General features: G+C 40.7%; 26 protein-coding genes. 5 read left to right on the top strand and 21 right to left on the bottom strand.

Features of this window, described 5'->3' with window-relative positions; translation table 11 throughout:
• Positions 1 to 362 precede the first annotated feature (362 nt).
• The 3 genes from ACM2FC_RS17955 to ACM2FC_RS17945 form a co-directional block, all read right to left on the bottom strand.
• Positions 363 to 1,262: an alpha/beta hydrolase gene (locus tag ACM2FC_RS17955; RefSeq protein ID WP_498482362.1), complete on the bottom strand. Its 900-nt coding sequence runs from the start codon at positions 1,260 to 1,262 to the stop codon at positions 363 to 365.
• Positions 1,263 to 1,313: 51 nt separating this feature from the next.
• Positions 1,314 to 2,540, bottom strand: a complete 1,227-nt coding sequence (locus ACM2FC_RS17950; RefSeq protein ID WP_498482361.1) for a multidrug effflux MFS transporter — start codon at positions 2,538 to 2,540, stop codon at positions 1,314 to 1,316.
• Positions 2,541 to 2,639: 99 nt separating this feature from the next.
• Positions 2,640 to 3,677, bottom strand: a complete 1,038-nt coding sequence (locus ACM2FC_RS17945; RefSeq protein WP_498482360.1) for an alkene reductase — start codon at positions 3,675 to 3,677, stop codon at positions 2,640 to 2,642.
• 148 nt (positions 3,678 to 3,825) lie between these two features.
• On the opposite strand from ACM2FC_RS17945, the gene ACM2FC_RS17940 reads away from it, so the two are divergent.
• Entirely contained in the window at positions 3,826 to 4,410 is a 585-nt protein-coding gene (locus tag ACM2FC_RS17940) for a TetR/AcrR family transcriptional regulator (protein ID WP_498482359.1), read from the top strand.
• 470 nt (positions 4,411 to 4,880) lie between these two features.
• Here ACM2FC_RS17940 and fabA read toward each other — a convergent pair whose 3' ends face one another.
• The 4 genes from fabA to ACM2FC_RS17920 all read right to left on the bottom strand — a co-directional run bounded on the left by fabA (position 4,881) and on the right by ACM2FC_RS17920 (position 7,386).
• The gene (fabA, locus tag ACM2FC_RS17935) at positions 4,881 to 5,366 is read right to left on the bottom strand and encodes a bifunctional 3-hydroxydecanoyl-ACP dehydratase/trans-2-decenoyl-ACP isomerase (RefSeq protein WP_498482358.1); all 486 of its coding nucleotides are present in this window, start codon (positions 5,364 to 5,366) and stop codon (positions 4,881 to 4,883) included.
• 42 nt (positions 5,367 to 5,408) lie between these two features.
• Positions 5,409 to 5,858, bottom strand: a complete 450-nt coding sequence (locus ACM2FC_RS17930) for a helix-turn-helix domain-containing protein (protein ID WP_498482444.1) — start codon at positions 5,856 to 5,858, stop codon at positions 5,409 to 5,411.
• 105 nt (positions 5,859 to 5,963) lie between these two features.
• Complete coding sequence (locus ACM2FC_RS17925; protein ID WP_498482357.1) at positions 5,964 to 6,224, bottom strand: hypothetical protein; 261 nt, start codon at positions 6,222 to 6,224, stop codon at positions 5,964 to 5,966.
• Between the two features lie 277 nt (positions 6,225 to 6,501).
• Positions 6,502 to 7,386, bottom strand: a complete 885-nt coding sequence (locus ACM2FC_RS17920; RefSeq protein WP_498482356.1) for a LysR family transcriptional regulator — start codon at positions 7,384 to 7,386, stop codon at positions 6,502 to 6,504.
• Between the two features lie 116 nt (positions 7,387 to 7,502).
• On the opposite strand from ACM2FC_RS17920, the gene ACM2FC_RS17915 reads away from it, so the two are divergent.
• The gene (locus tag ACM2FC_RS17915; protein ID WP_498482355.1) at positions 7,503 to 7,880 is read left to right on the top strand and encodes a carboxymuconolactone decarboxylase family protein; all 378 of its coding nucleotides are present in this window, start codon (positions 7,503 to 7,505) and stop codon (positions 7,878 to 7,880) included.
• A gap of 393 nt (positions 7,881 to 8,273) precedes the next feature.
• On the opposite strand, the gene ACM2FC_RS17910 is transcribed toward ACM2FC_RS17915, so the two are convergent.
• Positions 8,274 to 9,149, bottom strand: coding sequence for a LysR family transcriptional regulator (locus tag ACM2FC_RS17910; RefSeq protein ID WP_498482354.1), 876 nt, complete (start codon positions 9,147 to 9,149; stop codon positions 8,274 to 8,276).
• An 84-nt stretch (positions 9,150 to 9,233) separates the two neighbouring features.
• On the opposite strand from ACM2FC_RS17910, the gene ACM2FC_RS17905 reads away from it, so the two are divergent.
• The 3 genes from ACM2FC_RS17905 (at position 9,234) to ACM2FC_RS17895 (ending at position 10,918) form a co-directional block, all read left to right on the top strand.
• The gene (locus tag ACM2FC_RS17905) at positions 9,234 to 9,656 is read left to right on the top strand and encodes a PACE efflux transporter (protein ID WP_498482353.1); all 423 of its coding nucleotides are present in this window, start codon (positions 9,234 to 9,236) and stop codon (positions 9,654 to 9,656) included.
• Between the two features lie 67 nt (positions 9,657 to 9,723).
• A complete protein-coding gene (locus tag ACM2FC_RS17900) occupies positions 9,724 to 10,104 on the top strand; it encodes a VOC family protein (RefSeq protein ID WP_498482352.1) in 381 nt (126 codons plus the stop codon).
• 646 nt (positions 10,105 to 10,750) lie between these two features.
• The gene (locus tag ACM2FC_RS17895; protein WP_498482351.1) at positions 10,751 to 10,918 is read left to right on the top strand and encodes a hypothetical protein; all 168 of its coding nucleotides are present in this window, start codon (positions 10,751 to 10,753) and stop codon (positions 10,916 to 10,918) included.
• Positions 10,919 to 11,398: 480 nt separating this feature from the next.
• Here ACM2FC_RS17895 and ACM2FC_RS17890 read toward each other — a convergent pair whose 3' ends face one another.
• The 13 genes from ACM2FC_RS17890 to ACM2FC_RS17830 form a co-directional block, all read right to left on the bottom strand.
• Positions 11,399 to 11,659: a FeoC-like transcriptional regulator gene (locus ACM2FC_RS17890; protein WP_498482350.1), complete on the bottom strand. Its 261-nt coding sequence runs from the start codon at positions 11,657 to 11,659 to the stop codon at positions 11,399 to 11,401.
• Positions 11,660 to 11,668: 9 nt separating this feature from the next.
• Complete coding sequence (gene feoB / locus ACM2FC_RS17885) at positions 11,669 to 13,993, bottom strand: Fe(2+) transporter permease subunit FeoB (RefSeq protein ID WP_498482349.1); 2,325 nt, start codon at positions 13,991 to 13,993, stop codon at positions 11,669 to 11,671.
• Between the two features lie 2 nt (positions 13,994 to 13,995).
• Positions 13,996 to 14,226, bottom strand: a complete 231-nt coding sequence (locus tag ACM2FC_RS17880) for a FeoA domain-containing protein (RefSeq protein WP_498482348.1) — start codon at positions 14,224 to 14,226, stop codon at positions 13,996 to 13,998.
• Between the two features lie 557 nt (positions 14,227 to 14,783).
• Positions 14,784 to 15,014, bottom strand: a complete 231-nt coding sequence (locus tag ACM2FC_RS17875) for a FeoC-like transcriptional regulator (RefSeq protein ID WP_498482347.1) — start codon at positions 15,012 to 15,014, stop codon at positions 14,784 to 14,786.
• A complete protein-coding gene (feoB, locus tag ACM2FC_RS17870; protein WP_498482346.1) occupies positions 15,011 to 17,284 on the bottom strand; it encodes a Fe(2+) transporter permease subunit FeoB in 2,274 nt (757 codons plus the stop codon). Before feoB (ACM2FC_RS17870) ends, ACM2FC_RS17875 begins: the two co-directional genes overlap by 4 nt.
• The gene (locus tag ACM2FC_RS17865; protein WP_498482345.1) at positions 17,281 to 17,511 is read right to left on the bottom strand and encodes a FeoA family protein; all 231 of its coding nucleotides are present in this window, start codon (positions 17,509 to 17,511) and stop codon (positions 17,281 to 17,283) included. Before ACM2FC_RS17865 ends, feoB (ACM2FC_RS17870) begins: the two co-directional genes overlap by 4 nt.
• 238 nt (positions 17,512 to 17,749) lie before the next feature.
• Positions 17,750 to 19,264 (bottom strand): amidophosphoribosyltransferase, encoded by a 1,515-nt coding sequence (purF, locus tag ACM2FC_RS17860; protein WP_498482344.1) that lies wholly within the window; start codon positions 19,262 to 19,264, stop codon positions 17,750 to 17,752.
• Positions 19,265 to 19,300: 36 nt separating this feature from the next.
• On the bottom strand, positions 19,301 to 19,792 hold the full coding sequence (locus ACM2FC_RS17855) for a CvpA family protein (RefSeq protein ID WP_498482343.1): 492 nt from the start codon (positions 19,790 to 19,792) through the stop codon (positions 19,301 to 19,303).
• A 60-nt stretch (positions 19,793 to 19,852) separates the two neighbouring features.
• Positions 19,853 to 20,401, bottom strand: a complete 549-nt coding sequence (locus ACM2FC_RS17850) for an SPOR domain-containing protein (protein WP_498482342.1) — start codon at positions 20,399 to 20,401, stop codon at positions 19,853 to 19,855.
• Positions 20,402 to 21,667 (bottom strand): bifunctional tetrahydrofolate synthase/dihydrofolate synthase, encoded by a 1,266-nt coding sequence (gene folC / locus ACM2FC_RS17845; protein ID WP_498482341.1) that lies wholly within the window; start codon positions 21,665 to 21,667, stop codon positions 20,402 to 20,404.
• Between the two features lie 46 nt (positions 21,668 to 21,713).
• On the bottom strand, positions 21,714 to 22,640 hold the full coding sequence (gene accD / locus ACM2FC_RS17840; RefSeq protein ID WP_498482339.1) for an acetyl-CoA carboxylase, carboxyltransferase subunit beta: 927 nt from the start codon (positions 22,638 to 22,640) through the stop codon (positions 21,714 to 21,716).
• Positions 22,641 to 22,938: 298 nt separating this feature from the next.
• Complete coding sequence (gene truA, locus ACM2FC_RS17835; protein WP_498482338.1) at positions 22,939 to 23,727, bottom strand: tRNA pseudouridine(38-40) synthase TruA; 789 nt, start codon at positions 23,725 to 23,727, stop codon at positions 22,939 to 22,941.
• A gap of 147 nt (positions 23,728 to 23,874) precedes the next feature.
• Positions 23,875 to 25,448 (bottom strand): FimV/HubP family polar landmark protein (locus ACM2FC_RS17830; RefSeq protein ID WP_498482337.1); only part of this gene is annotated, 1,574 nt, incomplete at its 5' end.

Raw genomic sequence — 25,448 nt, 5'->3', positions numbered from 1 at the left:
GGCTTGGTGATCACAGCCAAAATCAGCTTTTTCTAACGCGTTTTTGGACAAAAGTCATTTAGGACGGATACCTCAAATGGCTTTTGTGATATTAGAAAGATTTGGGGAAAATTGTAGCGAAGGCTGTCTTTAAAGTTCTTCACTTATCTCTGTTCTAACTTTATCAAACGAACATCTGAATTTGATAAATTTTTCCTGCTTCATACATAGAGACGCAGCATAGGCTTATGAATATAAGGCGAACATATTCATAAGCCACACCTCAGAAGTGTTTTTATAACCCCTTCCAAACGTTTCGCTACTAATTTGAGTCAGCCTATAAGCTTAAACCTAAACCAACACGCTTTAGGCCAAAGCCCTCCCTATTTATAAGCCATAGCAATACGCTCTGGGCTAAACAAACTGAACGGGTTATGTGAACAGTTGGTTTGATAGTGTTTGAAGGAAATATCTAAATCTTGCAAATGAGAGAGAAATGCATTCGTATATTCAGAAGGTGTGGCCATAGTGCCAGTAAAGAAATGTAAATCTATTGGCTCACGTAAACCATTAGTTGCCCACTTTTGAGAGTATGTCCATGGAGAGTGGTCATTAAAGTCGCTTTCAGATTCAAACATTTGTTCTACTATCTTTGGTCGTTTGGTAGAAAGTGTTTCCCAACTATGGATAGCTCCATCCCATGAAATTAGCCGTCCAAATTTGTCTGGAAATTTAAAACCTACTTTCATAGAACCAAACCCTCCCATAGAAAACCCTTGCAGTGTCCGGTTTTCTCTACCTTTAAGTACTCTTAGGTTGGTCTCTACCCAAGGTAGAATTTCTTGTATTAATGTCATCTCCGCAGTGATGGCTTCGTCGAATGAATCAGACCACATTGAACCCCCATTGCCATCGTAAGGGGCGATAATAATATGTGACTCCATTTTATTTTCCAATACTAATGTTTCAATTCCCTTTGCTAACCCTTGTACATCAGCCTTCGCAACCCGTTCTGCTTTTTCCTGTGACATCATGGGTAAGGCACCGTGTAAATGCACAATAAGCGGGAACTCTTTATTTGGGTTTTGGTTATACTCTAACGGCAGATAAACATAAAAAGGTACACCATTAGACGCACAATGCCTTTGTACATGACCTTTTACTGTTGGAGGAGAAGAGAAAAAATACGCTTTTACTAATTTAAAATGAGGGTAAATAAAATACACTGTTACCCCGATACTAAATACTATAAAAACCAATAAAAAAATTTTCCAAACAAGCATTATCACTTCCTTTTTTGTACTATTGTTTTTTAACGGATTATTCAGGCTCTTTTAAGTATTTGTAACACTAGAGCGTTTGCTAGATTTCTTTAACTTAATAATTTCATTAGTCACATAAACAAGAACACTTGTTATCGTGCAATATGCGATGACTTCAACAACGGTTGTCATTGTTCCATCATACATATCACTGCTGATTCCCACTAATAACGCTCCTAAAGCAAGCCTTATCACTGTCACTAGAGATGCACTCACTCCGGTTTGATTTGGAACGGCTTCCATAGATCGAGTGAAAAATATTCCGATACAAATACCTGCGCCCAATGCGTAAAACGACATAGCTGTCGTAACAATTAGTGGGGTTTGTTGCCAGTTGACTGGCATAACCCACATAACTACAGTTGCCAGCGTTAAAATTATATAACCTATATTTTTCATTGAATTAAAGCCAATCCATTTTATCAGCCGACCACTGTTTACGCTTGCTATAACGAATGAAGCTAGAATGCTAAATTGGTAATAAGGGAATATTGTTTTACTTACCCCAAGTTTATCAACAAATATCAATGACATATTCGAAACAAATACTATATAACCCGCAAACATCATTGTGGTTACCATTGTATTTGACCAAAACTCACTACTTTTAAGAACGGTAAGGTAATTAATTGCAACTTCTTTTATTAGAAAAGGTTTTCGTTTTTCCCTCGCTAGTGATTCTGGAAGTTTAATGAAGCAGATCACCCCTGACGTCAACGCTAACGCTGCAATCAATAGAAAATTGTAGTGAAAGCCCATTTGATTGTTTATCCACCCACCAACCATAGGAGCGAATGCAATAACACTAACAACTAAGCTGTTAAGCTCTCCTATCAATTTTGCTGCTTTTTCTTCTCTATACAAGTCAAACACTATAGCAGCGCCAACAATCATACAGGCAGCACTCCCAAAGCCTTGTATAAATCTCCAGAACAGTAGCATCTCTATTGTATTAGAATACGTACAGCCGAAACTCGCAGTGATAAACAAAAAGTAGCCTATATTGAGTACTTTTTTACGACCAAAGGAATCGGATGCTGGACCGTAAATTAACGAAGCTAAACATACACCTAAAAAGTTAAAGCTTAATACTCTTTGAATCATCGACTCATTGGTTGCGTATGAAAGCATCATATCGGGAAAGGAAGGTAAATAAATATCTGTTTCCATCGCAGCAGCAAGAAAGATGAAAAAAACTAAGAAGCGTATAGTGCGCTCATTATACTGAGATTGCGCCATTGTAATCCCTCACATTTTAATTTTTCCATTAGGTTCTATGAAGTTATTTGACTTAACAAAAAGCCGTAGAGAGTACTCTGCGGCTTTCGGAAAGATTATCTATACAAGCTCATTAAGCATTTCTTCTGAGTACTCCAATAATTCTCTTCCTGATTTCACTCTCTCTATATAGTCGGGATTTGCAATAAGTGGTCTACCTATCGCTAAGAGGTCAAATTTATTGTTCGCAATAGCGGTACTACCGGAGGCTGCATCGTAACCACCCACACCGATAAGAATTTTATTGGAATGACGACGCAAATATTGAGAGGTCGTGCCCCCCAAGTAATCAAACTCCATCTTGTCATCAATAATTCCACCATGGATATAGGCTAGCTCACGCGTATCAATTTCCGATAAAAAATAATCGAACACTTCTCTATCACGTTTATCGGTATCTAGGTGAATGTAAGTTCCAGGAGATAATCTAAGTCCAGTTCTATCCCCGCCGATACGTTCAATAACAGCATCAATAACTTGAAGTGGAAATCGAGACATATTTTCTGGGCTAACGCCGTAGTCATCAGTACGAACATTACTGCTATAGTGCAGAAATTGGTCTATCAAATACCCGTTGGCACCGTGAATTTCTACACCATCAAAGCCGGCCTCAATAGCGTTTGACGCTGCTTGAGCAAAATCTTTAACAAGTTGAGCCATATCTTGTTCCGACAACGCTTTTGGAACAACGTATGATAACTCACGCATACGTGGGACTGAGCCTTCAAAAGCAATTGCTGAAGGAGCAACGGTTTCACCGCCAAAAAAGTGAGGATGGGCAAGACGTCCAGTATGCCAAAGCTGAGCAAATATTTTCCCTTGATTTTTATGGACAGCATCGGTCACCAATCTCCACCCTTCAATTTGTTCCTGAGCGTATAAACCCGGTGTATTTGGGTACCCCTGTGCATCTGGTCGGATGATCACGGCTTCAGTAATTATCAAGCCTGTTGCCGCTCTTCGAGCGTAATAATCCGCCATTTTTTGAGTAGGAATCAGGTCATCATCTGCCATAAAACGAGTGAGTGGAGCCATAATGATTCTGTTTTTTAGTGTGATACTTTCGCTGAGTGCTATAGGCTCAAACAGGTTTTCCATGATATTATCCTTTTCATTCTTGAATCGTCGTTCAAAAAAGTAAATGAATTTGAATGAACATTCAAGAATTTTTTTGAACGACGATTCAAGAATGGCTGAAATTTCGCCTTGAACAAAAAAATCATACATCTCAAAGGAATACAAAGTTATGCGAAGTGCTGAGTTTGATCGCGAGCTGGTTTTAAGAGCTGCGATGGGAGTGTTTATTGAAAAAGGCTTTAACAAAACAAGCATGCAGGATTTAAAAAAAGCTACAGGTTTACATCCAGGTTCAATTTACTGTGCATTCGAAAATAAAAGAGGTTTGTTACTTGCTGCTTTAGACTTATATCGCACTGAACGTCGTGAAGAATTTTCTCACTTTTTTACATCTTCAAACTCAGTATTAAATGGTGTCCAGCTATATCTCGATCAGGTCGTAGAAGAGTGTGAGCAAGAACACATTAAGGATTGCTTACTACAAAAAGCACTAAGCGAGCTTTCTCAACACGATATTGAAATTGAGACTATTGCACGCAATATGTTAAAAGAGTGGCAATCTATGTTTGAAGAACAATTCACTGTTGCACTGCAGAATGGAGAAATCCCAAGCTCAAGAAATAGTACAGAACTGGCTCAATTTTTAGTCATGAATATTTATGGCCTACGAACTTTTTCACTCACGAAGCCAGAAACCGGGACTCTAAGAAGGTTAAGTAGTACAATATTAAATTGTCTCAAGGAGTTTCCATAGCTAAGTATCTCTTGTCCGTTTGCTGAATAACAACAGCTTTCAAGATCTATGAACGAAAATGCTTTGTCGTTGAAAACAAGACCATCGTCATAGCGTTTGCAAGTTGTAGCCCGTTCTACTTTTCATTCAGATAACGTCGATTTAGAGCTAAAAGTTACTTTACGTCAGCCTATGATTTAGTCTCTTTATTTAGTTTTCCAACTTTGAGTAATTAGCTTAATTCTTAGATTAAAAATCAAACCAGTTCTATAGGTCAGAGCCACTGATTTTGAATAACTTTTAGTATGGTAAAGGTGTGATTTCAAAGTGCCGAGGAGAGTATTTCTCTAAGCAACTTTTGGGGCAAATCCTTGTTACTTTAAGCAAAACAAGCCCAATAACGAGCACTTGGGCTTACTTAGGTGGCTTTTCGATAGAATCTAAAAACCATTAAAGCGACTAGAAATTATAATTCACTATTGAATCGCCCGTTATATTAGACCAACTTTCAGATCCGTTGCTTGGTAAATAATATTGCCATTATGGATCACTTGGCCATCGGCAACTCCTAACGGCATAGGTTTCGTAAATACACGCTTGATGTGTAACTGGTACTGAATTTCACCTGCATCAGGGTATATTTGTCCTGTGAATTTAACTTGACCCACTCCTAGTGCTCGCCCCTTTCCTGATAATCCAGACCAACCAAGGAAAACGCCAAGTAACTGCCATAACGCATCAAGACCTAAACAACCCGGCATCACAGGATCTCCCTTAAAGTGGCAATCAAAAAACCAATGCTTAGGATCGATTTTAAGATCAGCATCGAGTTGACCTTTGTTAAACCGACCACCACTGCTGGAAATATGACTAACTTTATCAATCATAAGCATTAAAGAGCTTGGTAACTGAGCATTTCCTAGACCAAAAAAGTTACCATCCGACATCGCCAATATTTCTTCGTTTGAAAATTGCATTTAGAACTCCAACTATAAGTTGGAGAACAGTATTACTTACCATTAAGCTTGGCTATTGTATAAATCGGACCTAAAGCGCTTAAAAAAAATGTTTGGGCTAGTTGAAAAGTGTTTCTTGAAGTTGTTTAAAAGGTGGGATTGGTCGAAGTAGCCTAGATCTAGCGCCATACCTGAAGAACTGTTTTGCAGGGTATATAGCTGTTTACACGCATGTTGCAACCTAATAATTTGCATAAATGCCTTTGTACTTAATCCTGTATTCAGTTGAAATATACGATTTAAATGACGGTCGCTACAACCAATATCTCGCGCGAGATCACTGATTTTGTAAGTACCAAAATATCGATATATCAAAGAAAGTGCGTGACTAAATTTGACAGAAAGCTTTGACGTAAACCTGTGTAGTAACCAGCGTTCGCAAGTAGCTGTTCGTTCATGAAAGTTGTTAGTTAGATAGATAGCCTCACAAAGCTCATCAAAGTGTGAGGGCACAAGTTGGTCTGTGTTTACAATTTGCTCTGAAAATTCCGATAAGTCTATATCTAGAAAGCATCGCAACGCTCCAGGGTTAAATCGCACGCCAAAATACTGCCCTCGCTACAATAATTGCAGATCAAATGCATGCTGATTAATCACTCCAATTTTAATTCCAAAAGGTGACATGAAAAATGCTTGAGTACCATCGGGAATTATTGGATAAGGCGTCGGTTTTGTTGTTGTGATCTGTAAATAAGAATGCACTATACCACTCAATGCTTTTGACGCAGGTGCCTGTTCGAGTGACAGTCCAAAACTCTTTAAACCAGAGTTAGTTAGTGTTGGTTGAAATGGTTTATATAGATCATTAATTGATTTCACTTACATGTCTCCAGCTCACAAGGCAATGCATGTATCTAATTTCTCACTGAATCACCTTCACACATGAATATACCTAGGACAAGCCACAGAGAAAAGTATAGAGCGGATTATTTTCCTGATACGTTGAGAGGCAAATATGAGTTTGCCCCAAATTAAATACCAATTTGCAACAGCACAACCTCTAAAGGTAAGAGCCACTCTTAAAACTAGACAGAGAATTACTAGCTGCTCAAACTTTAATGTACTCCGACAACAGATACTATTGTGAGGCGCTTTTCTAAGCCTGATTCAATAACTCTGATATAAACTCAATAAAAACCTGAGTTTTCCTGTGTAGATACTGTTTTGAGGGATAAACGACAAACATGTCAAATTTAGTGTCAGTGAACTCTTGTAATATTGGCACTAATTGGCCGGTGTTTAGTTCATGCTTGATAGAAAAACTGGGTAAATACGCAACACCGAGTCCACATACTGCAAGTCGGCATAAATCGATACTGCTATCCACTGATAAATTACCATCAACTAAAACAGAACAATTATTCCCTTCAACATTAAAGACCCAAGTGCGGCTTAAATTATCAAGGTGGTCTAGACAGTTATGTTCCCTAAGCTCTTCAAGGTTGTTAGGTGTTCCATGTGTGGATAGATACTCTGGAGAGGCACATAGGACTTTTTCCCACGTGGTAATCTTTTTATAGTAATACGACATATCCGGCAGTGGGCCACAATGCAAGACACAGCTAAAACCGTTTTCTAGTAAATTCAGTAAATGATTTCCGTTTGCGATTTGTACATTTAGAGCAGGATATTGGGCCAAAAACTTATGTAGGTTCGTACAAATGTAGCGGTTACTAATGGAGACTGGCAAACCTATTTTTAGCGTACCAACTACTTGCTCATTGCTTGTTCTAATATCATTTTCCACCGCTTTCAAGGATAGGAGAATATCGTGAACTGAATCGTAATACCTTTGTCCTGCTTCGGTAATGTTAAGAGTACGGGTAGTTCTTTCAAATAGTCGTACCTTTAAGTATTGCTCTAACCGGGCAAGTCGCCTAGTTACAATAGAAGGAGAAATACGAAGTTCATTGGCTGCACCGCTTAAGTTTTGAGCTTTAACGATTGCACAGAACACTTCAATATCACTCAGATTAGACATCTCAAGTTCCCATTTTATAATTGCATATTTAGCAAAAGTGCATTGATAATAATGAGTATTCTGAATTATATGTCAATAAGTACAATGGTTTTCAAGTTAATCAGTTGGAGATCATTATGGATAAAGTACGTTACGAACTAGGTTGTAAAACTCTAAGAGACATTCATGGAGGGCACGTGGGTGAAGCTATGGTCAAAGAACTGAATGATATTTGTCCCGAATTTGTTGACATGACTATCGAATGGTCTTTTGGGGAAATCGCAAGTAGAAAAGGCATAGATATAAAGACACGAGAATTGGTAATTATTGCTTCTTGTGTAACTTTAGGTCACGTTGTTCCACAGTTAAGTGCGCATATAGAAGCTGCATTAAAGGTTGGATGCAGCAGACAAGAAATTGTAGAAGTTATCCTACAAATGAGTATTTACGCGGGTATGGCAAACGCGAGTAATGCGTTTAGAGTCGCGGAAGACATTTTTATAAAACAAGTGTAAATACTAGAAAGAACCTAGCTATTTCATATCAATTAAATATCAAGAGCTCTTCTACACCAACGCGCAGTTTCAAGTTACTTTTTTAAGGGCAAACCTTAGCTCGGCAAATACTGTCGAGCTAAAATCGTAAATAGCTTAGGGGCAACACCTCGTTGGCCCCTTCATCAAAACTTTGTGATCACCAAGCAATTCTGTCGTATCTTACGACGATAAAAGCTCCAATGTAATTTTTAAACAAAGTAGGTTCGGGCTTCTTGTTTTTAGGCCACTACAATTACCAACCAATAGGTTTAGATATACTAAAGCTCGTTCAACTAATATCCCTAATATTTCCTTGCTTACGCTTATTCATGACAAAAAACATAAGATATGTGTAGAAATAAAGATAGTTCTCTAGACAATTCCTTCAAGCTCTTTGAATAAATACTGGCAAGCCACACCGTCGATTGCTCCCTTTGGTCTTACGATATCGATAGGCAAATTCCAAGGTATATGGTCGTTAACAATGTTGAGCTTTATCAATTCTTTAGACATCACATCATTTTCTACAGTGTGTGAAGGAACATACGCCCACCCAATCCGCTCTTTTACCATCTTTATAATCAATCCAAAATCACTGCACCACCACACATCTGGAGACATTGCTGACAACTGGAGAAGCCCGTCATCATCGATATTCTTAAATCCAATTTGTTTAAATGCTTTTAATTGGCTTAGTGTCATCGACTTCTTCTGAGCTAGAGGGTGACTAGGGTGACATACAACCCAAAAATCTACATTTCCGATGAAATACATCTCGATGTCATGTTGGAAAGTGAGCTCAGAAAACATCACGCCAATATCTAATTCTCCTTTTAGAACACTAGAGGCTATCTGCTTGCTAGGAAGAGGGAAGATTTGTAATTCAGTATGACGAAATTTATCAGAGAAATCCGCTAAAACTTCGGACAGTTTTGGGGTAAATAGAGCATTGTCAAAACTTAGCTTGAGGACTGGTTCCTCACTTTTTTGCATGGACTTTACCACACTATCAAGCTCAGTCGCTTGGTCTAGAATGGCTTTTGCGTATTTATAAAATCGATTCCCTTCTTTCGTCAAAGTGGGTTTTCTGGCTGTTCTATCAAATAGCTGAATATCGAGATCAATCTCTAGATTAGAGATCCCCTGACTTACCGCGGATTGAGCCTTACCCATGCTTCGAGCACATGCAGAAAAAGAACCCAGTTCCGATGATCTTATCACCATTTTAAGGTGTTCCAAATTATACATATAAGCAAAAGTGATAGTTACTAACTTTGTTTGATAATAAATAAAGATACTATTTACTGCAAGTCAACTTTCGGAGAGCCCCAAATGAGCAACAAAGAACGCATCCTACATATGGTTCTGTTTGAGGTATTTGCCTTCATACTATTCGTGCCGATCGCCATACTGATGACGGGTGGCTCGACCAGCAACATGATATATCTATCTATAACACTGTCATTGGTCGCGATGGCGTGGAACTATGTATATAACGTTATGTTCGATCACATTGCTAGCGATGATCGAGCCTCTCGCAGCTTTCTGATTCGCCTTGTTCATGGGTTGGGCTTTGAATTAGGTATGGTGGTCACATCATTTCCTGCAATTATGTATGCGCTCGATTTAGATTTCTGGACCGTGTTTTGGATGGATATCGGAGCTATTACATTTTTCTTTATCTACGCTGTCATATTTAACTGGAGCTATGACGTCATAAAGCAGAGTCTATCGCAAAAGGATATAACGGTATAAAAGCCTTCAAGCATTAGAGCGATATCTAGCAGTAGTTTATTAAAATTAATATATAAGGAGATTACTTATGCAGATTACACTTAATCATACCGTCGTTCCTTCTAAACAGAAGGTAGAAGCAGCGAAGTTTTACGAAAGAATATTTGGGTTTGAGTTCTTGAAGGAGTGGGATGGTTTTGCCGTAGTTAGGGTAAACGATACTTTGACGCTGGACTTTATGAATCAAGAAAATTTCACATTTAACCACTATGCATTCAAAGTAAATGATGAGCAATTTGATGAGATATTCTCTCGAATCAAAGACGAAGACATTGTATATGGTGCGGGTCATCAAATCATCGACGACGGAAAAATTAATCACTACTACAACGGTAGAGGTGTCTACTTTAGAGACCTTGATGGGCATATTCTAGAAATAACAACTGTAGATTATGATTTAAATAGCTGAGTGTTGACACAAATGAAGTTATATCTTGGTGCTGTTATATTAGATTCCCTCGGGCATATCCCGGGGTGCAGAAAGTTATAACACTACAACGTTGTCGAAAATATTCTCACGTAATTTCAGGTGCTTATCCGTTTTATTGAGTCTAGATGAACCATGATTAGCAGGCTATATTGCTGATTTATAATGCCACTTTACCCTAATGCGTATCGTGGCATTTTGCTGAATTTACCCAATCAGATCTTTGAGCTCTCTACTCAATCGATTCAGCCCATCAACCTATATGAGCAAACGTAATCTGTTGTTATAAAGTGCCGCCGTGATAGACGATATAAAACCAAAGACCCAATCACGGGTAATGCGTGCACGGTTGACCACTATGTACAAAGACTCACCTGAATCCCCAGCCGTTAGTCTAAGGTAAATTATAAGGACGAATCAGATACTATCGCGTGCAATTAAGCTTTTACTTTACAGCGTTTCTAAAAACATTCAGAGCTTCTAAGAGAGCGTCAGCTTTTAATGTCTAAGTTGGCTATTTTATGAAAATGGAAACGGGGCATGAGTCTTTCAGCCCCTTCATCAAAATTTCATCTCATTCATATCTTGAACAATATGGCATGCACTATTAGAGTGTGCTGCAGCTGATATGGGGTACATTTCGAGTGTTTACACCTCCCCATCAGGTACTTTTGGAATACAGTTAGCAGCAGGCTTCCCCCAAGCTCAAAAAGCAACAACGTGCACAAGTGATTATACTTGGGCAACAGTTGAGACTGCAGATCCTTCGTTCAAGTCTTTGTTGCTTGAAGCGTAAGCTGAACATGCAGAAGTAAAAATCACAACACAGAGTTGTGATACTGTTACTGGCTATCTTTTAGTGACCGCAGCCTACATTTTACCGTCATAAAAATATTCGTTTCAATGCACGCTATTCGAATTACTTTTTCGAAGGCTAACCCTAGCTCATGAGACACCTTGGGCTAGCCAGACTGAAACGTTTTTGGGGCAATTTCAGCTTATACTTCAGGTTTACATCGGTACTTTTTGAGTTTACTTCACGAGAAGTAATGTTTTACAGCTTAAGCCTGATTCGAAAATAAGGTATTGACTACCCTGCGAGTACCAACTTGGGAGACAGCACCCTAAGAGAACTGCCTGTACTCAGAATAATTTGGGTCTGAGTGGTTATATTCGCGAGACGCTACAACTAGTTGTAATTCGAATAGTAAAAATGAAAAAGCGTTCAATGTCGACTAACATTGAACGCTTCAATTAAGGTTAACAGTCTGTTCGCTTAGTTCACCATACAGACAGCCAACTCTGCGTCATACCAACGATAGAGAGTATCGATTTGGCCTTCACTGCACCCTTTGCAAGTTTTTTGGCTACACGATCCGACTGGGGTGTCAGATTTTGTTATTTTTCCTCGCGCTTCGAGCTCGCATAACAAAACGTCTAGCATCTGGCTACTACCCTCGAAGTGACGCTGCAAATCAGTCAATGTCGCTTGGTGATGCTTGCGAATGTAGTTACGTAACCCTAGTAAAGAATTCATCATCACCTCCTAGCCACAGCAACTGGTGTTCGTCGCGGAAACGTCTGGGAGCTCCCAGTCGACACCCGTTTTACTATACTTTCTTAGTCCGAAAAGGAATGCAAAGATGAGTGCTAGCATCCCTACTATCCAGCCTATACTCGAGCTAGGATGTTCCACAATCGTGGCTGCTTGATAAAAAATGACTGCAACAGCGTAAGCTACCAGTAATCCCCATATGGTAGAGAGGTTGGCCCAATTCCGCCCTACTTCACGAGCAATGGCTCCGACAGTCGCAACACACGGCACGTAAAGTAAGACAAAGATTAGGTATGCATAGGCAGCAAAAGCGGTTCCGAATAGTAGACGCATATGCCCCATCGCTGATGTCCCCATTGAAGCATCAGCCTGCCCTGCCTCAATTGGGTTTATCCAAGTATCAATGGAAACACTGTCTTTCAAGCCACTCCAAGTATCATCTAGTGCTTGTTTTAATTCTGCGCCTAAGTCGAAGTTCTTATAGTCAAATGGTTGGCTATCTGCCGCTTGCGCTGTATAAAGCGAGTTCAAAGTACCAATCACCACTTCCTTCGCTAGGAAGCCAGTAAATAGGCCAACAGTTGCGGGCCAGTTATCTTTCTGAACGCCCATTGGCTCAAAAATTGGGGTCACTGTTTTGCCGATTTCCGCCAGCGCTGATTGTTGCTGATCGCCTGGGTTAATCACCTGCCCAGAGAAAGTGACACTATTCAGTCCAAGAACAATAGCACAAACTGGTATGATAATTTTGCCCGCTTTGAACAAGAATCTTTTCAGTCTGCTCCAAGTTAATATCAGAGCGGTAAATGGGTTTGGCAAGTGATAAACCGGCATCTCCATGACAAATGGATGCGGTTCACCAGTAAGCAAGGTTTTCTTAAGCAACAAACCGGTTAACACGGCTACAACGATGCCAAGTAAATAAAGTGAGAAGACCACAAAACTGCCGACACCATGGAAAAATGCTGCCGCAAATACACCAAAAATCGCTAGGCGTGCACCACAAGTCATAAACGGAGCCATCATACTCGTCATGATACGATCGCGTGGTGTATCTAATGTGCGAGTTGCCATAACCGTGGGAATATTACAGCCAAAACCAACAATTAACGGTACGAAAGATTTACCCGGTAAACCGATTGCTTGCATAAAGCGATCAATAACAAAAGCCGCTCGCGCCATATACCCCGAATCTTCTAGTAGAGAAAGGTATAAAAACATCAATCCAATTTGCGGTACAAACGGCAGAATTGTATTGATACCACCACCGATACCTTGAGCAAGAATCGCGGTTAACGCTGCAGGCAAACCGATGAAATGACCAAGCCACGTTGTGCCGTTGATAAAGATAGCGGCAGAGCCTTCATCGAATATAGGTTGCAGGCCGCCGCCTATATTGATAGAGACGACAAACATGAAGTACATCACCAATAAAAATATCGGTAAGCCTAAATATTTATTTAAGACGATACTATCCACAACTTGAGTCAGCTTATCTTTTGTCGCAACTCGATTTTCTACCGATTGTTGGTAAATTTGGCTGATAGCCTGATATCGAGCGTCCGCGACTTCGAGATCTGCATCCTCGAAAGATTGAACATATTGAGAAGTCAGGTTTTCCAATTGTCCACTTCGGTCTGCTTCCACAATCATGTCACGGCTAAGAAGATCGTTTTCCAGAATACGTAAACTTAACCAATTTGCACGTTGTAAATTGGGAGCACATTGCAGAATCTCTTCGCTAAGGTGTTTCTGTGCTTGGACTACCTTTGTCGGATAATCAACTACAAATGAGTTAATGGTAGGAGTATGACACTGCTCGAGAATCGCTTCTTTCAGCTCCTTTATACCTTGCTTACGAGTCGTAACCATTGGAATAACCGGACAGCCGAGCGTTTCCGACAACTTTTCTGCATCAATATGGATATTTTTCTTCTTAGCAGAATCGATCATATTTAACGCAACAACGACCGGAACTTTCATTTCCAGTAGTTGAAGTGTTAGATAAAGATTTCTTTCTAGGTTAGCAGCATCAACAATATTAACGATAACATCAGCTTCTTCGCTCAAAATGTACTGGCAAGCAATACGCTCATCCAAACCACCTTTTGCAGTTACTGAGGCAAGGGTATAGGTTCCTGGTAAATCAACTGCGGTCACTGGCTGGCTGTCAATTTTAAAATCGCCTTCTTTACGATCTACCGTAACACCAGACCAGTTTCCTGTGCGCTGCTTAGCGCCCGTGAGCAAATTAAATAAAGTCGTTTTTCCACTGTTAGGATTCCCTAGCAATGCAATTTTTCGAGGTGTAGACATGATCATTGAGCCTTTGGAGAGATGTTTAGCAGCGATAACTCTTTTTGTCGTAAACTTAGTAAAAAGCCTTTTACTTCAATTTCTATCGGATCACCTAGGGGTGCCTTACGAATAACTTGGAAGGTAGAGCCAGGAATCATCCCCATAGCCATTAGGCGCTGACGGAAATCAAGACTCATTTCTTTTGTATATTTATCAACAATGTAATATTGACCAGGCTGTACCGCAGACATATCAACCTCTGAAGTGTCAGACAGCTTTATATGTTGCTGTCTTTAGAATGAATAACATGATGCGCCTTATTAAAATCTTCAATGTGAAGCTGAACACAACTTTAATTATCAATCCGCACTAAATGTGAGGTGTGAACAACATTGAATACAAAACGCAATGTAACAATTAAATACCACTAATAAGAACAGTTCTCATTCTACTTATCATTAACCTTTTGTCACGAAAAAAGTCTCTTGTTGACCTTTCCCTGACAATACCATTCATATCGATAACTGATAAGAATGGTTTAACTGCCCATTTGATTGAAAAATATATCAAAAATTCCTAAATCTCAGATATTTCGCCTTGATTAACCTACTTGGCGTACAAACATGCTAATGAGAACCGTTATTATTTGTATCCAAATATTACAATGCACATTGCGATATCGTATTGCGCGATATCAATAAATTTACAATCAAAAGTTCAACACGCTCTGCTCTAGTACTACTCACCAAAAAGACAAAAGCTCCCAAAAGGGAGCTTTAATTGAGATATGTAAACTGAAGGCTGTGTCTTACATTGTCACGTTTAGCGATATTCCGCAGTCATCTACCATTCTATAACGGACCCTAGTAACCTTTCGATGTTGGTTGGTATCGATAGCGCGTGTAACTTTGCCCTTCTCGACCCAGACATTCATCATAGCATCGACACCGTCTTCACTCATACCAAAGTGTTTGGCCAACTGAGAGCGTGTTGCCGTTCCACTCGATTCTACATATGACATTAGCTCTGACAATATCATGCGAGGCTTTCCCTATATGCTTTTTGCTGATTGGCTTTTCGTTTGAGCGCTTGGTATACCAACACTCCTACCAACACTATTCCTACTATCCAAGCTAGGCTTTCTACAGGCTGCTCAGTCACTCTGGTTGCTTGGTAAAACAGAGTTGCTCCCATATAAGCCAATCCCATTGTCCAAACAGCGATAAAACGAGCGTATTTTTTACCAAACTCTCTAACATAAGCGCCCATTGCAGCGACACACGGCGTATACAATAAAATGAAAATAAGATATGAGAACGCAGCACTACCAGTCACAAAGTTCGATTGAAGATTACCAAAGATAGAGGTATCTACTTCCTGCTCCTGAGCGACTTCATCCGCATTTTTAAGATCTCCAACTTCAATGCCAAGTGGGTCAGAGTAGTTGAGTGCCGCCAAATTATCCGGAATAGATTGAAGCGCTTCTTTTAAACTCCCCAATAAATCATACTCTTCATCATCAGATTTTTCGGTGGTGTAAAGGTTGTTTAATGTTCCCACAACCGCTTCCTTAGCAAAAATGCCAGTGATGATACCCACTGTTGCTTGCCAGTTATCTTTGTTAATACCAATAGGTTTAAAAGCAGGAGTCACCACTTGAGCAACTTTAGACAAAACAGAGTTATCACTGTCTTCATTACCGAAACTACCATCAGTGCCCACTGAATTTAGAAAGCTTAAAATCATAACCACAACAACGATAGTTTTACCTGCCCCGAGTACAAAACGCTTTAGCTTTTGCCATGTCTTAATCAAAACATTTTGCAGTGTCGGGATCTCATAGTCAGGCATTTCCATGACTAGCGTGTCACTAGAGCCCGGATAAATAGTTTTTTTCAGAATTAAGCCCGTAAATACGGCCGCGACAATACCCAACAAATACAGTGCAAATACCACATTCTGACCAGAGCTTGGAAAAAACGCAGCTGCGAATAACGCGTAGACTGGCAACCTTGCTCCACATGACATAAACGGCGCCATAGACGCTGCAAGTTTGCGCTCTCGCTCTTGGTCAAGCGTTCTGGTTGCCATAATAGCGGGAACATTACAGCCAAAGCCTAGTACCAATGGTACAAACGCTTTGCCCGGCAGACCAATTTTTTGCATCACTTTATCAAGCACAAATGCTGCGCGGGACATATACCCCGAACTTTCTAGACACGCTAAGAATAAATACAGGCACGCAATAACCGGTATAAAAGTAGCGACTGTTTGAATACCGCCACCTAAACCATCCGCCAATATCGTCACTAACCAAACAGGTAGAACACCATCAAGTAAATGGTGTCCTCCATCAACTAGCAGAGCCCCAAAGCTGATGTCGAAGAAATCAATAAACGCACTACCAATATTGATAGAGAACATGAACATCAAGTACATGACAAAGAAGAAAAATGGTATGCCGACCCACTTATTCAAAATAATTTTATCGGCTTTCTGAGTGAAGTTGCGACTCAACTTGCCATCTGTCTTACGCACTTTCAAACACAGTTGGTGAAGATAAGTATATTTGGTATCTGCAACCTGAAGGTCAATATCGAGTTCTATTGCAGAACGAACTCGGTGAATGGTATTTCTTTTCTCTTCGTTTAATATATTGATCACTAAACTATCATTTTCTAATGCACGTATCGCTAGAGCTCTAGGCAACACACATGACTGCTCTGAAAAGACTGGCGTTAGGTCTTGCACGCCAGCTTCTAAAGTCTCGCCATAGTCTAAACTAAATTCTTCTAGGGCAATGCCTTGTACCAAATCTTTGTGCAATTTTTCTTTAAGTGCCGTGACTTGCTGCCTATTGTTTGCCGACAAAGAGTAAACGGGACAACCTAGCTGCTTGCTCAATTTCTTAATATCGACACTTTGACGCTCTCTTTTAAGCGCATCCATCTTATTAAGGATCACGACCATTGGGCGGCCTAGCTCTCGAAGCTGCAAAGTCATATATAAGCTACGCTCTAGACTCGTCGCGTCCACAACGTTGATAATAAGATCGGCTTCATGACTAAGGACGGCTCTGGAAGCAATAGACTCATCCATACTATTGGCATCATTACCACTGTCTAGAGCATATATACCCGGCAAATCGGTGAGATAGAAATCGTCACCAGCATGGTGGTATCGGCCGGTTTTCTTTTCTACTGTGACGCCAGCCCAGTTACCAACTTGCTGTTTAGCGCCAGTTAAGCCGTTAAAAAGCGTTGTTTTACCGCTATTTGGGTTACCAACAGTTAAAATGTTATATTTCATTTTGGCTCCCCAACTAAAATTGATTCTGCGATTGAATTACGTACCGCAATAGATACGCCTCGAACTTCAACTTGTAGTGGATCACCCATGGGAGCCTTTCTGACTAGTGTAACTTCTGTGTTTGGCAGCATTCCCATGATCATTAACTTCTTGCGAACTTCATTAGTTAACTGATCGAATCCTTGAATTGTGGCGCATTGCCCTTGCTGTAATTGTGATAGCTTCATAAGAGGTAAATATTATTGTTAATGAGAAATGTTATTATTTCGATTAGCGGATAGTATACCCTCTTATCGCACTTTGTATTGCGTAATATCAAAAAATTTATAGGTATCGATTGAGTGGAAATATAATTCGCAGCAAAAAGTGAGGAAGGTCGAGATCTACTAAGTTAAGTTACAATAAAGCAATAATAAAAAGCCCCCAGTTAGGGAGCTTTGAGTTTGAATACATTGAAATTGAAGTTTAAGAGCCTTCGTTATGCAGCTCTAGATTTGCTAACTCTTGTTTGATTTCTCTTTGAACTTTTGCATCGTCATTGCGCAGAGATTCTAAGAACTCTAAATATTTCTGATCGATATCACCAGTGACATACTCGCCATTAAATACCGATGTTTCAAACTTGCTGATTTCAGTGTTACCTAGACCAACCGCCTCGACGAGATCTTCTAAAGATTGGAAAATCAGCTCATCAGCACCTATCTGTTTACGGATTTGTTCGTTGTCACGACCGTGAGCAATCAGCTCATTTGCACTAGGCATATCGATACCGTAAACATTCGGGAAACGAATTTCTGGTGCAGCTGACACCATAAATACCTTTTTCGCCCCCGAATCCCTTGCCATTTCAATGATTTGCTCTGAAGTGGTACCACGGACAATAGAATCATCAACGAGAAGTACATTCTTATCTTTAAACTCAGAGCGAATCGCATTGAGTTTGCGTCTAACTGATTTCTTACGTTGCTGCTGTCCTGGCATGATAAAGGTGCGACCAACATAACGGTTTTTTACAAAGCCTTGGCGATAAGGCTTATCGATTAGCTGGGCAATTTGCAGCGCAATATCGCAAGATGTCTCTGGAATTGGAATCACAACATCGATATCTAGGTGGCTAAAGTCATCTCGAATACGTTGACCAAGCTTCTTACCCATTTCGACGCGCGCACTATAAACAGAAATTTTATCGATGAATGAATCTGGGCGAGCAAAGTAAACAAATTCGAATATGCATGGGTTCAATGCTGGGTTATCAGCGCATTGCTTGGTGAAAAGTTCGCCTTCAAATGTCGCATAAATCGCTTCACCTGGAGCGACATCTCGAACAAAATCAAAACCAACAGCATCTAACGCCACAGACTCAGAGGCAACCATATATTCAGTGCGACCTTCTACTTCGCGCTTACCCAAACACAGTGGACGAATACCATTTGGATCGCGAAATGCAATCAAACCATGACCAATGATCATTGCAACTACAGCGTACGCTCCTTTAATTGCACGATGTACATTGGTTACCGCTCTAAATACATCTTCAGATGTCACATTGCCTTTCACCGTATCGATTTCATGAGCCAATACGTTCAGCAATACCTCAGAATCTGAAGTCGTGTTCAAGTGGCGACGGTCCTTATCAAACAGCTTTTCACGAACTTCGTGAGCGTTGGTCAGATTACCGTTGTGCGCTAGAGTGATTCCAAATGGAGAGTTGACATAAAAAGGTTGAGCTTCCGAAGCACTTGAGCTACCCGCAGTTGGGTAACGAACATGCCCGATCCCAACGGTACCTTGGAGGCGTTGCATGTGTTTTGCTTCAAACACATCCTTAACTAAGCCGTTTGCTTTACGCAAACGAAAACGATTGCTTTCTATGGTACAAATACCAGCGGCATCTTGGCCACGATGCTGTAATACCGTCAATGCATCATAAATTGACTGGTTTACAGGCGATGTACCCACGATTCCAACAATACCACACATGTCTTAACCCTCGATATTCGACAATGGCTGGCGCTACTAGGCAGCGCCAGATAAGAAACTTGATGACGCTTGTAAATGCTCAAAAAACGGTGCAATGATATGGCTAAATTGAGGAACAAGTATCGATTCTTTCCACCAAACCATATGTGATGCGTTGGTAAAAGCATCCATAAAGAATAGTATCGCTGAGACCACTAAGACACCTCTTGCTGCTCCAAATACGACACCTAATACTCTATCTGTTCCTGACAAACCTGTTTTTTGAACCAACTGACTGATCACATAATTAACTATTGCACCGACAATCAATGTCGCAATAAATAGTGCAGCTATCGCAGCGCCGTTTCGAATGGCTTGGTCTTGAATGTTGGTGAAGTAAACGGCTAACTTTGCGTAGTACTCACTGGCAATAAAAAAAGCCCCAATCCAAATCACTAATGACAACGCTTCTTTCGCGAAACCACGTATTAAACTGATCACAGCCGACAAGCCGATCACACTTAAAATGACAATATCTAACCAATTCATGAGTTCTCATCTTAAGTTGGCGCGCATTTTAACAGAAAAATGCGCGACGCAAACGTTTTCTTATGGGTTTAATGGATTAAATTTAAGCAATCGACCTTTTGAGCCAGTGATCTTCTCTAGCTCTACTATTTCTCTTTCTAGCTTTTGCTTAGAAATATTTGGTCCAATAATTACCCTTGTAAATCCATTTTCCTTTTTACTATGGGCCTGATACCCTCTTTTTTGTAGGTCTTTTACCACATTTGCGGCATTATCAGCATTTTTTAAAGCCATCAACTGGATTATCCAAGCATTGCCTTTAAATTTAGCTTTGTCTGCAACATGTTTAACCTCTACAGCGACGGAATCAGACTTCCCTTCAACGACTGTTGTATGGTTCGAGGTCACAGTCACCTCAACAGGCTGTTTTGGAAGACTCGCTGTATCTTGAACCGGATTGACGATTTTGTAGTTTTCGCTATCACTACTCGTTGTTGGCTTAATTGGAATGCTGGCAATATCATCTTGATAGTGGGTTTTCTTTCCATCCAAAAAATCGGGCAATACAATGACACCAATAGCAACCAGTATAATTGTACCCACCAGCCGATTTTGAAACTTGCTAGCCATTTATTTTCCTTTTGCTTCCCAATGCTCTAAAACCATACCGACAGTGAAAAATGAACCGACAACAATAATGACTTCATCTGCAGTTGCCTTTGTCAACGCGGCTTCAAATGCAGCCACAGGATCGTCATATCGCTCAACTTCCTCTGACAAATGCTGGCACAAGTCTAGTGCAGTTGCTGCACGAGGCCCTTCCAGCGACGCGGGATACCATTTATTAGCAACATGAGAAAGCTCAGACAATGTTGAGGAGATATCCTTGTCTTCAAGCATCGCGACGACAACATGAACGGTTTTATTTGGGTAGCGACTTTGAACTTCTTCACTGAGATATTTTGCTGAATGGGGGTTGTGCGCGACATCCAATATAATGGTCGGATTTTCGCTAATAAGTTGCATTCTGCCTGGCAGTGTTGCTTTGGATAAACCATTGACGACATCTACATCACTGATCTCTAGCTCAGAAGCACCTAAAGCCATTAATGCGGTTGCAGCATTCTGCAAAGGCAAGCTTGGTATTGGTAAGTCTTCAATAATAAATGAGCCGCTATTCCAGCGCCATCTGCCTTCACCGACGACTTTATAATCGTATTGAATTTCGACCTGATAAAATTCAGCACCGATGTCATCAGCATGAGCTGGTACTGTGCCCGGCGGTTTCGGCTGACCGCAAATCGCTGGTTTTCCTGAACGAAAAATTCCGGCTTTTTCAAACCCAATAACGTTGATGTCATCGCCAAGCCAATCCACATGGTCGATAGCCAGACTAGTAATCACTGATACATCATGATCAACCACGTTTGTTGCGTCGAGTCTGCCACCAAGGCCGACTTCTAGAAGCACTACATCGACATCATAGTCTTTAAAAAGGTAAAGAGCCGCTAAAGTGCCATATTCAAAATAGCTCAAGCTAACTTGCTCTCGCTGAGTTTCAATGAAGTCAAAGGCCCTAGCATGTTCTTCATCGGGTAATTCTTTGCCATCAATACGAACACGTTCGTTATAGCGAATAAGGTGAGGAGAGCTGTAGACCCCAACTCGGTAGCCTGCTTCTAATAGAATCGCTTCCATTATTGCGCACGTAGAACCTTTGCCGTTTGTTCCAGCAACGGTAATGACTTTTTTCCCTGGATGGGTCAAGTTGGCATGTCTTGCTACAATCTCTGCTCGCTCTAATCCAAGATCGATAGCACTGGAGTGAATATTTGATAGGTATTCAAGCCACACCGATAGAGGCGATGTGGCATTAGGAATAGAAGAGTTTGTCATCTAACTTTAACCAAAAATTTTAGTAGGTTATACGTTAGTGTCTACTTTACCCTTTTTCGTTAGGTTCTGGTACAGAATAAGAAGGTTCATTTGGTGCATCGTTCATAGAAACAACCAAAGGTGACCTTTTATTGGTCATTTTCGCTAGCAAGCTTCCAATTCTTTGACGCATTTCACGGCGATCAACAATCATATCGATTGCACCATGCTCAAGCAAAAACTCACTGCGTTGGAAACCTTCTGGCAAATCTTCGCGTACGGTTTGCTCGATAACTCGACGGCCAGCAAAACCAATTAATGCGTTTGGCTCACCAATGTTGATATCACCCAACATGGCTAAGCTCGCTGATACACCACCCATTGTTGGGTCAGTCATTACCGAAATAAATGGCAAGCCTTTCGCTGATAGACGTTCTAGTGCTGCACTGGTTTTTGCCATCTGCATTAGGGACATGAGCGCTTCTTGCATGCGAGCGCCACCACTTGCAGAAAAACAAACTAAACCACAGTTTTTCTCAATTGCAGCTTCGACAGCACGAACAAAACGAGCGCCGACCACTGAGCCCATTGAACCGCCCATAAAAGAGAATTCAAATGCACACGCTACGACAGGTAAACCTAACAGTTCGCCTTTCATTACAACTAGAGCATCTTTCTCACCACTATTCTTTTGTGCAGTTGCAATACGCTCTTTGTAACGTTTTGAATCTTTAAACTTTAGCTTATCTACTGGCTCAAGTTCATCAGCGATTTCGGTGCGGTTACCTTCGTCTAAAAATGTTTCCAAACGACGACGCGCTTTCATTCGCATGTGATGGTCACATTTTGGACACACTTCTAGGTTACGCTCTAACTCAGCGTGGTATAGAACCTGTTCACAAGAGGTACATTTAGTCCAGATACCTTCTGGAATAGACGCTTTACGTGAACTAACTAGGTTACTTTTCTCTAAAATTTTCTCAAGCCAACTCATGGAAGACCTTTTCTTTCAAATCTCTCGCAACTGTGCGAGAGAAACTAATTCGACATTAATGCGGAGAGGATTAAAGCATATATAAGTCAACCTGTAGACAAAAAACTGGTTGTACCTATGTTAAAAACTTATTGTCTCGCACCAAACATACTCACATGGAGCAATTCTTTTTAGGTTAGATTAGCTTAACCTTGGTTTAATAAAACAGAAATAACTTTGTGTCAGGAGTATTGTAACTTTTTTAAAGTGAAATATTTACCATACAAAAAGTGTCTGTTTTATATACCTACACTAAGGATTAATTATCTAACAAAAATAGTGGGCCAAGAGGAACGTTCGGCAAACCGAATTCATCTGGATAATCCACATCAACCAGATATAGACCTTCAGCTTTAGCAGTAGCACCAGCTAGCTTTCTATCTTTTTGTTGTAGTAACCATTGAATCCATTCTGCAGGTTGTTCTCCCTTACCCACTACTATTAAGCTACCCGCGATGTTTCGTACCATATGGTGAACGAACGCGTTCGCTTTAATATCAATCACAACGTATTGACCATGTCGAGTCACTTTAAGATGCATAATATTACGCCAAGGACTCCGTGACTGGCAATGCACTGCTCTAAAAGATGTAAAATCGTTCTCACCTAACAGATACTGACCTGCTAAATGCATTTTTTCTGCGTCTAAATCACCATGATAATGGCTTACTCCACTACCCAAAATAGCAGGACGAAGTTTGCTATTAAATATGATGTAACGATAGCGACGAGCTGTAGCTGAAAAACGAGCATGGAACTCATCAGGAACTTCAGTGCTCCATCGCACGGCTATATCACTCGGTAGATTCGCATTAACTCCCATTGTCCAAGCAACAGGTTTGCGAATTGCGTTCGAATCAAAGTGAACAACCTGCCCAGTACCATGCACACCCGCATCTGTTCGGCCTGCACATTGAACTTCTATTTCATGGTTTGCAACAACGCTCAGCGCTTTTTCTAGCTCTTGCTGCACGCTGCGGACTTCTTTTTGCCTCTGCCATCCAAAGTAACGAGTACCATCGTACTCAATACCCAACGCTATTCTCATTTTGCGCACTCATAAAAAACAGGGCGAGAAGTATATACCTAAAACCACATACGATGCCAATTTTGCTTAATTCGTTTGCAATTCGATACATAATTTTATGCCCAAACAACCTCTAGGTTGCTTGGGCATCGTTAACATATTTATTCACTAGCTATTTTTAAGTGAGTCAATTAAGTTTTTCGCTTCTTGGCGAATCTCATCGCTACCATCAACAATCGCTTCTTCTAATAAGCTTCTAGCGCCTTTGGGATCATTCATTTCGATATAGATCTTAGCTAAATCCAATTTACCAGCCGCTTCAGAGTTTGCATCGACGTCTGTCGTGTCTATTTCACCGATAACATCTGGGAATTCGTTCAATCCAACGTCATGCAAACTTAACTCTTCGTCCTCTGGCTCGGCACTTTCTTCTTCCTCTACTTCAGCCATCAGCTCATCAATGGTTCTATAACCTTCGGAATCAGCTGGAAGATCATCTAGTTCTTGCTGACTTTCCCAATTCTCATCTAACGCTTTGGCTTGCTCTGGTTGGTTTTGCTCATCCCAAACATTTTGTTCATCATCTGGAATATCATCTGAAATAGTCGCTTGCTGCTCTTCAGAGAGGCTAAAGCCATTCCAATCCTCACCGCCAACTTCTAACATTGAATCGAGATCAAGTCCTGCACTATATGCTGAGTCTTCGTCAGCAGGAGCATCTATCGCGAAATCCTGTTGTGAATCTGACGAAGGTTCAGATAGCAGATCATGTAGGGTCTTCTCGTCAAGCTCATTTGCCGACGCAATATCAAGAACATCTACACGACTTGGTTCACTTTCTGTAATCTCGGTATCTTCGGCAGAAAGCGCGTTTCTTATCGTATCTTCCAGCGCTCTGTCTGAGCCAGTATCGATGCCTTGTTCTACTGCACCCGCAAACTCTTCCTCACCTTCGCTCAATAAAGCAGACACATCTGACTCAAATGCCTCTTCAGGTGAAAGTGTAGGTTCTGGAGGCTCTATTTCCTCCATTCCCGGAAGCTCAATACTTTCTAACTTAAAGTCAGCTTCAAGATCTCCAACCTCTTGATCATCTTGTGGTTCAGAATCTGCTAAGGCGTCTTCCTCGCTATATTCTGGAAGCTCGGTTTCCGCTAACTCAATAGGTGTTGTTTCAGGCAGTGGCTCTTCACCTGACAGTAATGAAAGTTCCTCTTTTTCAGAGGTTAAATCAGGCTCATTGGAAGCATCGGAAAATGCATCAGCAATCGCATCTTCTTCGTTATACTCAGGAAGCTCAGTTTCGTCTAACTCTGGTAATTTAGGCTCGATTTCATCAGCTTCTATAAAACTTTCTTGAGGTTGCTCTAGATTTGTAACATCAGGATCGACATCACTACCACCTTCAGGCTCTATTGGCGCATCTTCACCAGAGACAGATGACTCAAATTCAGCAATCAAATCTTCATCTGTGAGCTCTTCACCCGAAGGCTCTTCAATTGATAACTCAGATTCTATGTCACCAGTTTCATCCAACTCCGGTGAATCGAAGTCAGCTTCATCGACGTCAATTTCACCCACTTCTGGTTGTTGAAGATCGTCAGCGTCAATATCGTCTAGATTTAACCCTTCTTCGGTTTCTGGCTCGAGCGCTACTTCTTCGTCAATAATAGGAGCATCCAGCTCGGACACATCCTCTTCTGACAACTCGTCGCTTAAAGGCTCTTCCATCGAAAGGCTTG

The organism is Vibrio sp. A37 (assembly GCF_059777565.1).
This window is presented reverse-complemented; position numbering and strand designations above follow the sequence as displayed.

Bases quoted from the DNA above. Each gene is read 5' to 3' on its own strand.
- fabA (WP_498482358.1), bottom strand. From the start codon at position 5,366: ATGCAATTTTCAAACGAAGAAATATTGGCGATGTCGGATGGTAACTTT.
- ACM2FC_RS17865 (WP_498482345.1), bottom strand. From the start codon at position 17,511: ATGAAGCTATCACAATTACAGCAAGGGCAATGCGCCACAATTCAAGGA.
- ACM2FC_RS17900 (WP_498482352.1), top strand. From the start codon at position 9,724: ATGCAGATTACACTTAATCATACCGTCGTTCCTTCTAAACAGAAGGTA.
- feoB (WP_498482349.1), bottom strand. From the start codon at position 13,993: ATGTCTACACCTCGAAAAATTGCATTGCTAGGGAATCCTAACAGTGGA.
- ACM2FC_RS17905 (WP_498482353.1), top strand. From the start codon at position 9,234: ATGAGCAACAAAGAACGCATCCTACATATGGTTCTGTTTGAGGTATTT.
- feoB (WP_498482346.1), bottom strand. From the start codon at position 17,284: ATGAAATATAACATTTTAACTGTTGGTAACCCAAATAGCGGTAAAACA.
- ACM2FC_RS17940 (WP_498482359.1), top strand. From the start codon at position 3,826: ATGCGAAGTGCTGAGTTTGATCGCGAGCTGGTTTTAAGAGCTGCGATG.
- ACM2FC_RS17890 (WP_498482350.1), bottom strand. From the start codon at position 11,659: ATGAATTCTTTACTAGGGTTACGTAACTACATTCGCAAGCATCACCAA.
- ACM2FC_RS17915 (WP_498482355.1), top strand. From the start codon at position 7,503: ATGGATAAAGTACGTTACGAACTAGGTTGTAAAACTCTAAGAGACATT.
- ACM2FC_RS17945 (WP_498482360.1), bottom strand. From the start codon at position 3,677: ATGGAAAACCTGTTTGAGCCTATAGCACTCAGCGAAAGTATCACACTA.
- ACM2FC_RS17955 (WP_498482362.1), bottom strand. From the start codon at position 1,262: ATGCTTGTTTGGAAAATTTTTTTATTGGTTTTTATAGTATTTAGTATC.
- ACM2FC_RS17875 (WP_498482347.1), bottom strand. From the start codon at position 15,014: ATGATATTGTCAGAGCTAATGTCATATGTAGAATCGAGTGGAACGGCA.
- ACM2FC_RS17950 (WP_498482361.1), bottom strand. From the start codon at position 2,540: ATGGCGCAATCTCAGTATAATGAGCGCACTATACGCTTCTTAGTTTTT.
- purF (WP_498482344.1), bottom strand. From the start codon at position 19,264: ATGTGTGGTATTGTTGGAATCGTGGGTACATCGCCTGTAAACCAGTCA.
- accD (WP_498482339.1), bottom strand. From the start codon at position 22,640: ATGAGTTGGCTTGAGAAAATTTTAGAGAAAAGTAACCTAGTTAGTTCA.
- ACM2FC_RS17855 (WP_498482343.1), bottom strand. From the start codon at position 19,792: ATGAATTGGTTAGATATTGTCATTTTAAGTGTGATCGGCTTGTCGGCT.
- folC (WP_498482341.1), bottom strand. From the start codon at position 21,667: ATGACAAACTCTTCTATTCCTAATGCCACATCGCCTCTATCGGTGTGG.
- ACM2FC_RS17850 (WP_498482342.1), bottom strand. From the start codon at position 20,401: ATGGCTAGCAAGTTTCAAAATCGGCTGGTGGGTACAATTATACTGGTT.
- ACM2FC_RS17920 (WP_498482356.1), bottom strand. From the start codon at position 7,386: ATGTCTAATCTGAGTGATATTGAAGTGTTCTGTGCAATCGTTAAAGCT.
- ACM2FC_RS17895 (WP_498482351.1), top strand. From the start codon at position 10,751: ATGGGGTACATTTCGAGTGTTTACACCTCCCCATCAGGTACTTTTGGA.
- ACM2FC_RS17910 (WP_498482354.1), bottom strand. From the start codon at position 9,149: ATGTATAATTTGGAACACCTTAAAATGGTGATAAGATCATCGGAACTG.
- truA (WP_498482338.1), bottom strand. From the start codon at position 23,727: ATGAGAATAGCGTTGGGTATTGAGTACGATGGTACTCGTTACTTTGGA.
- ACM2FC_RS17880 (WP_498482348.1), bottom strand. From the start codon at position 14,226: ATGTCTGCGGTACAGCCTGGTCAATATTACATTGTTGATAAATATACA.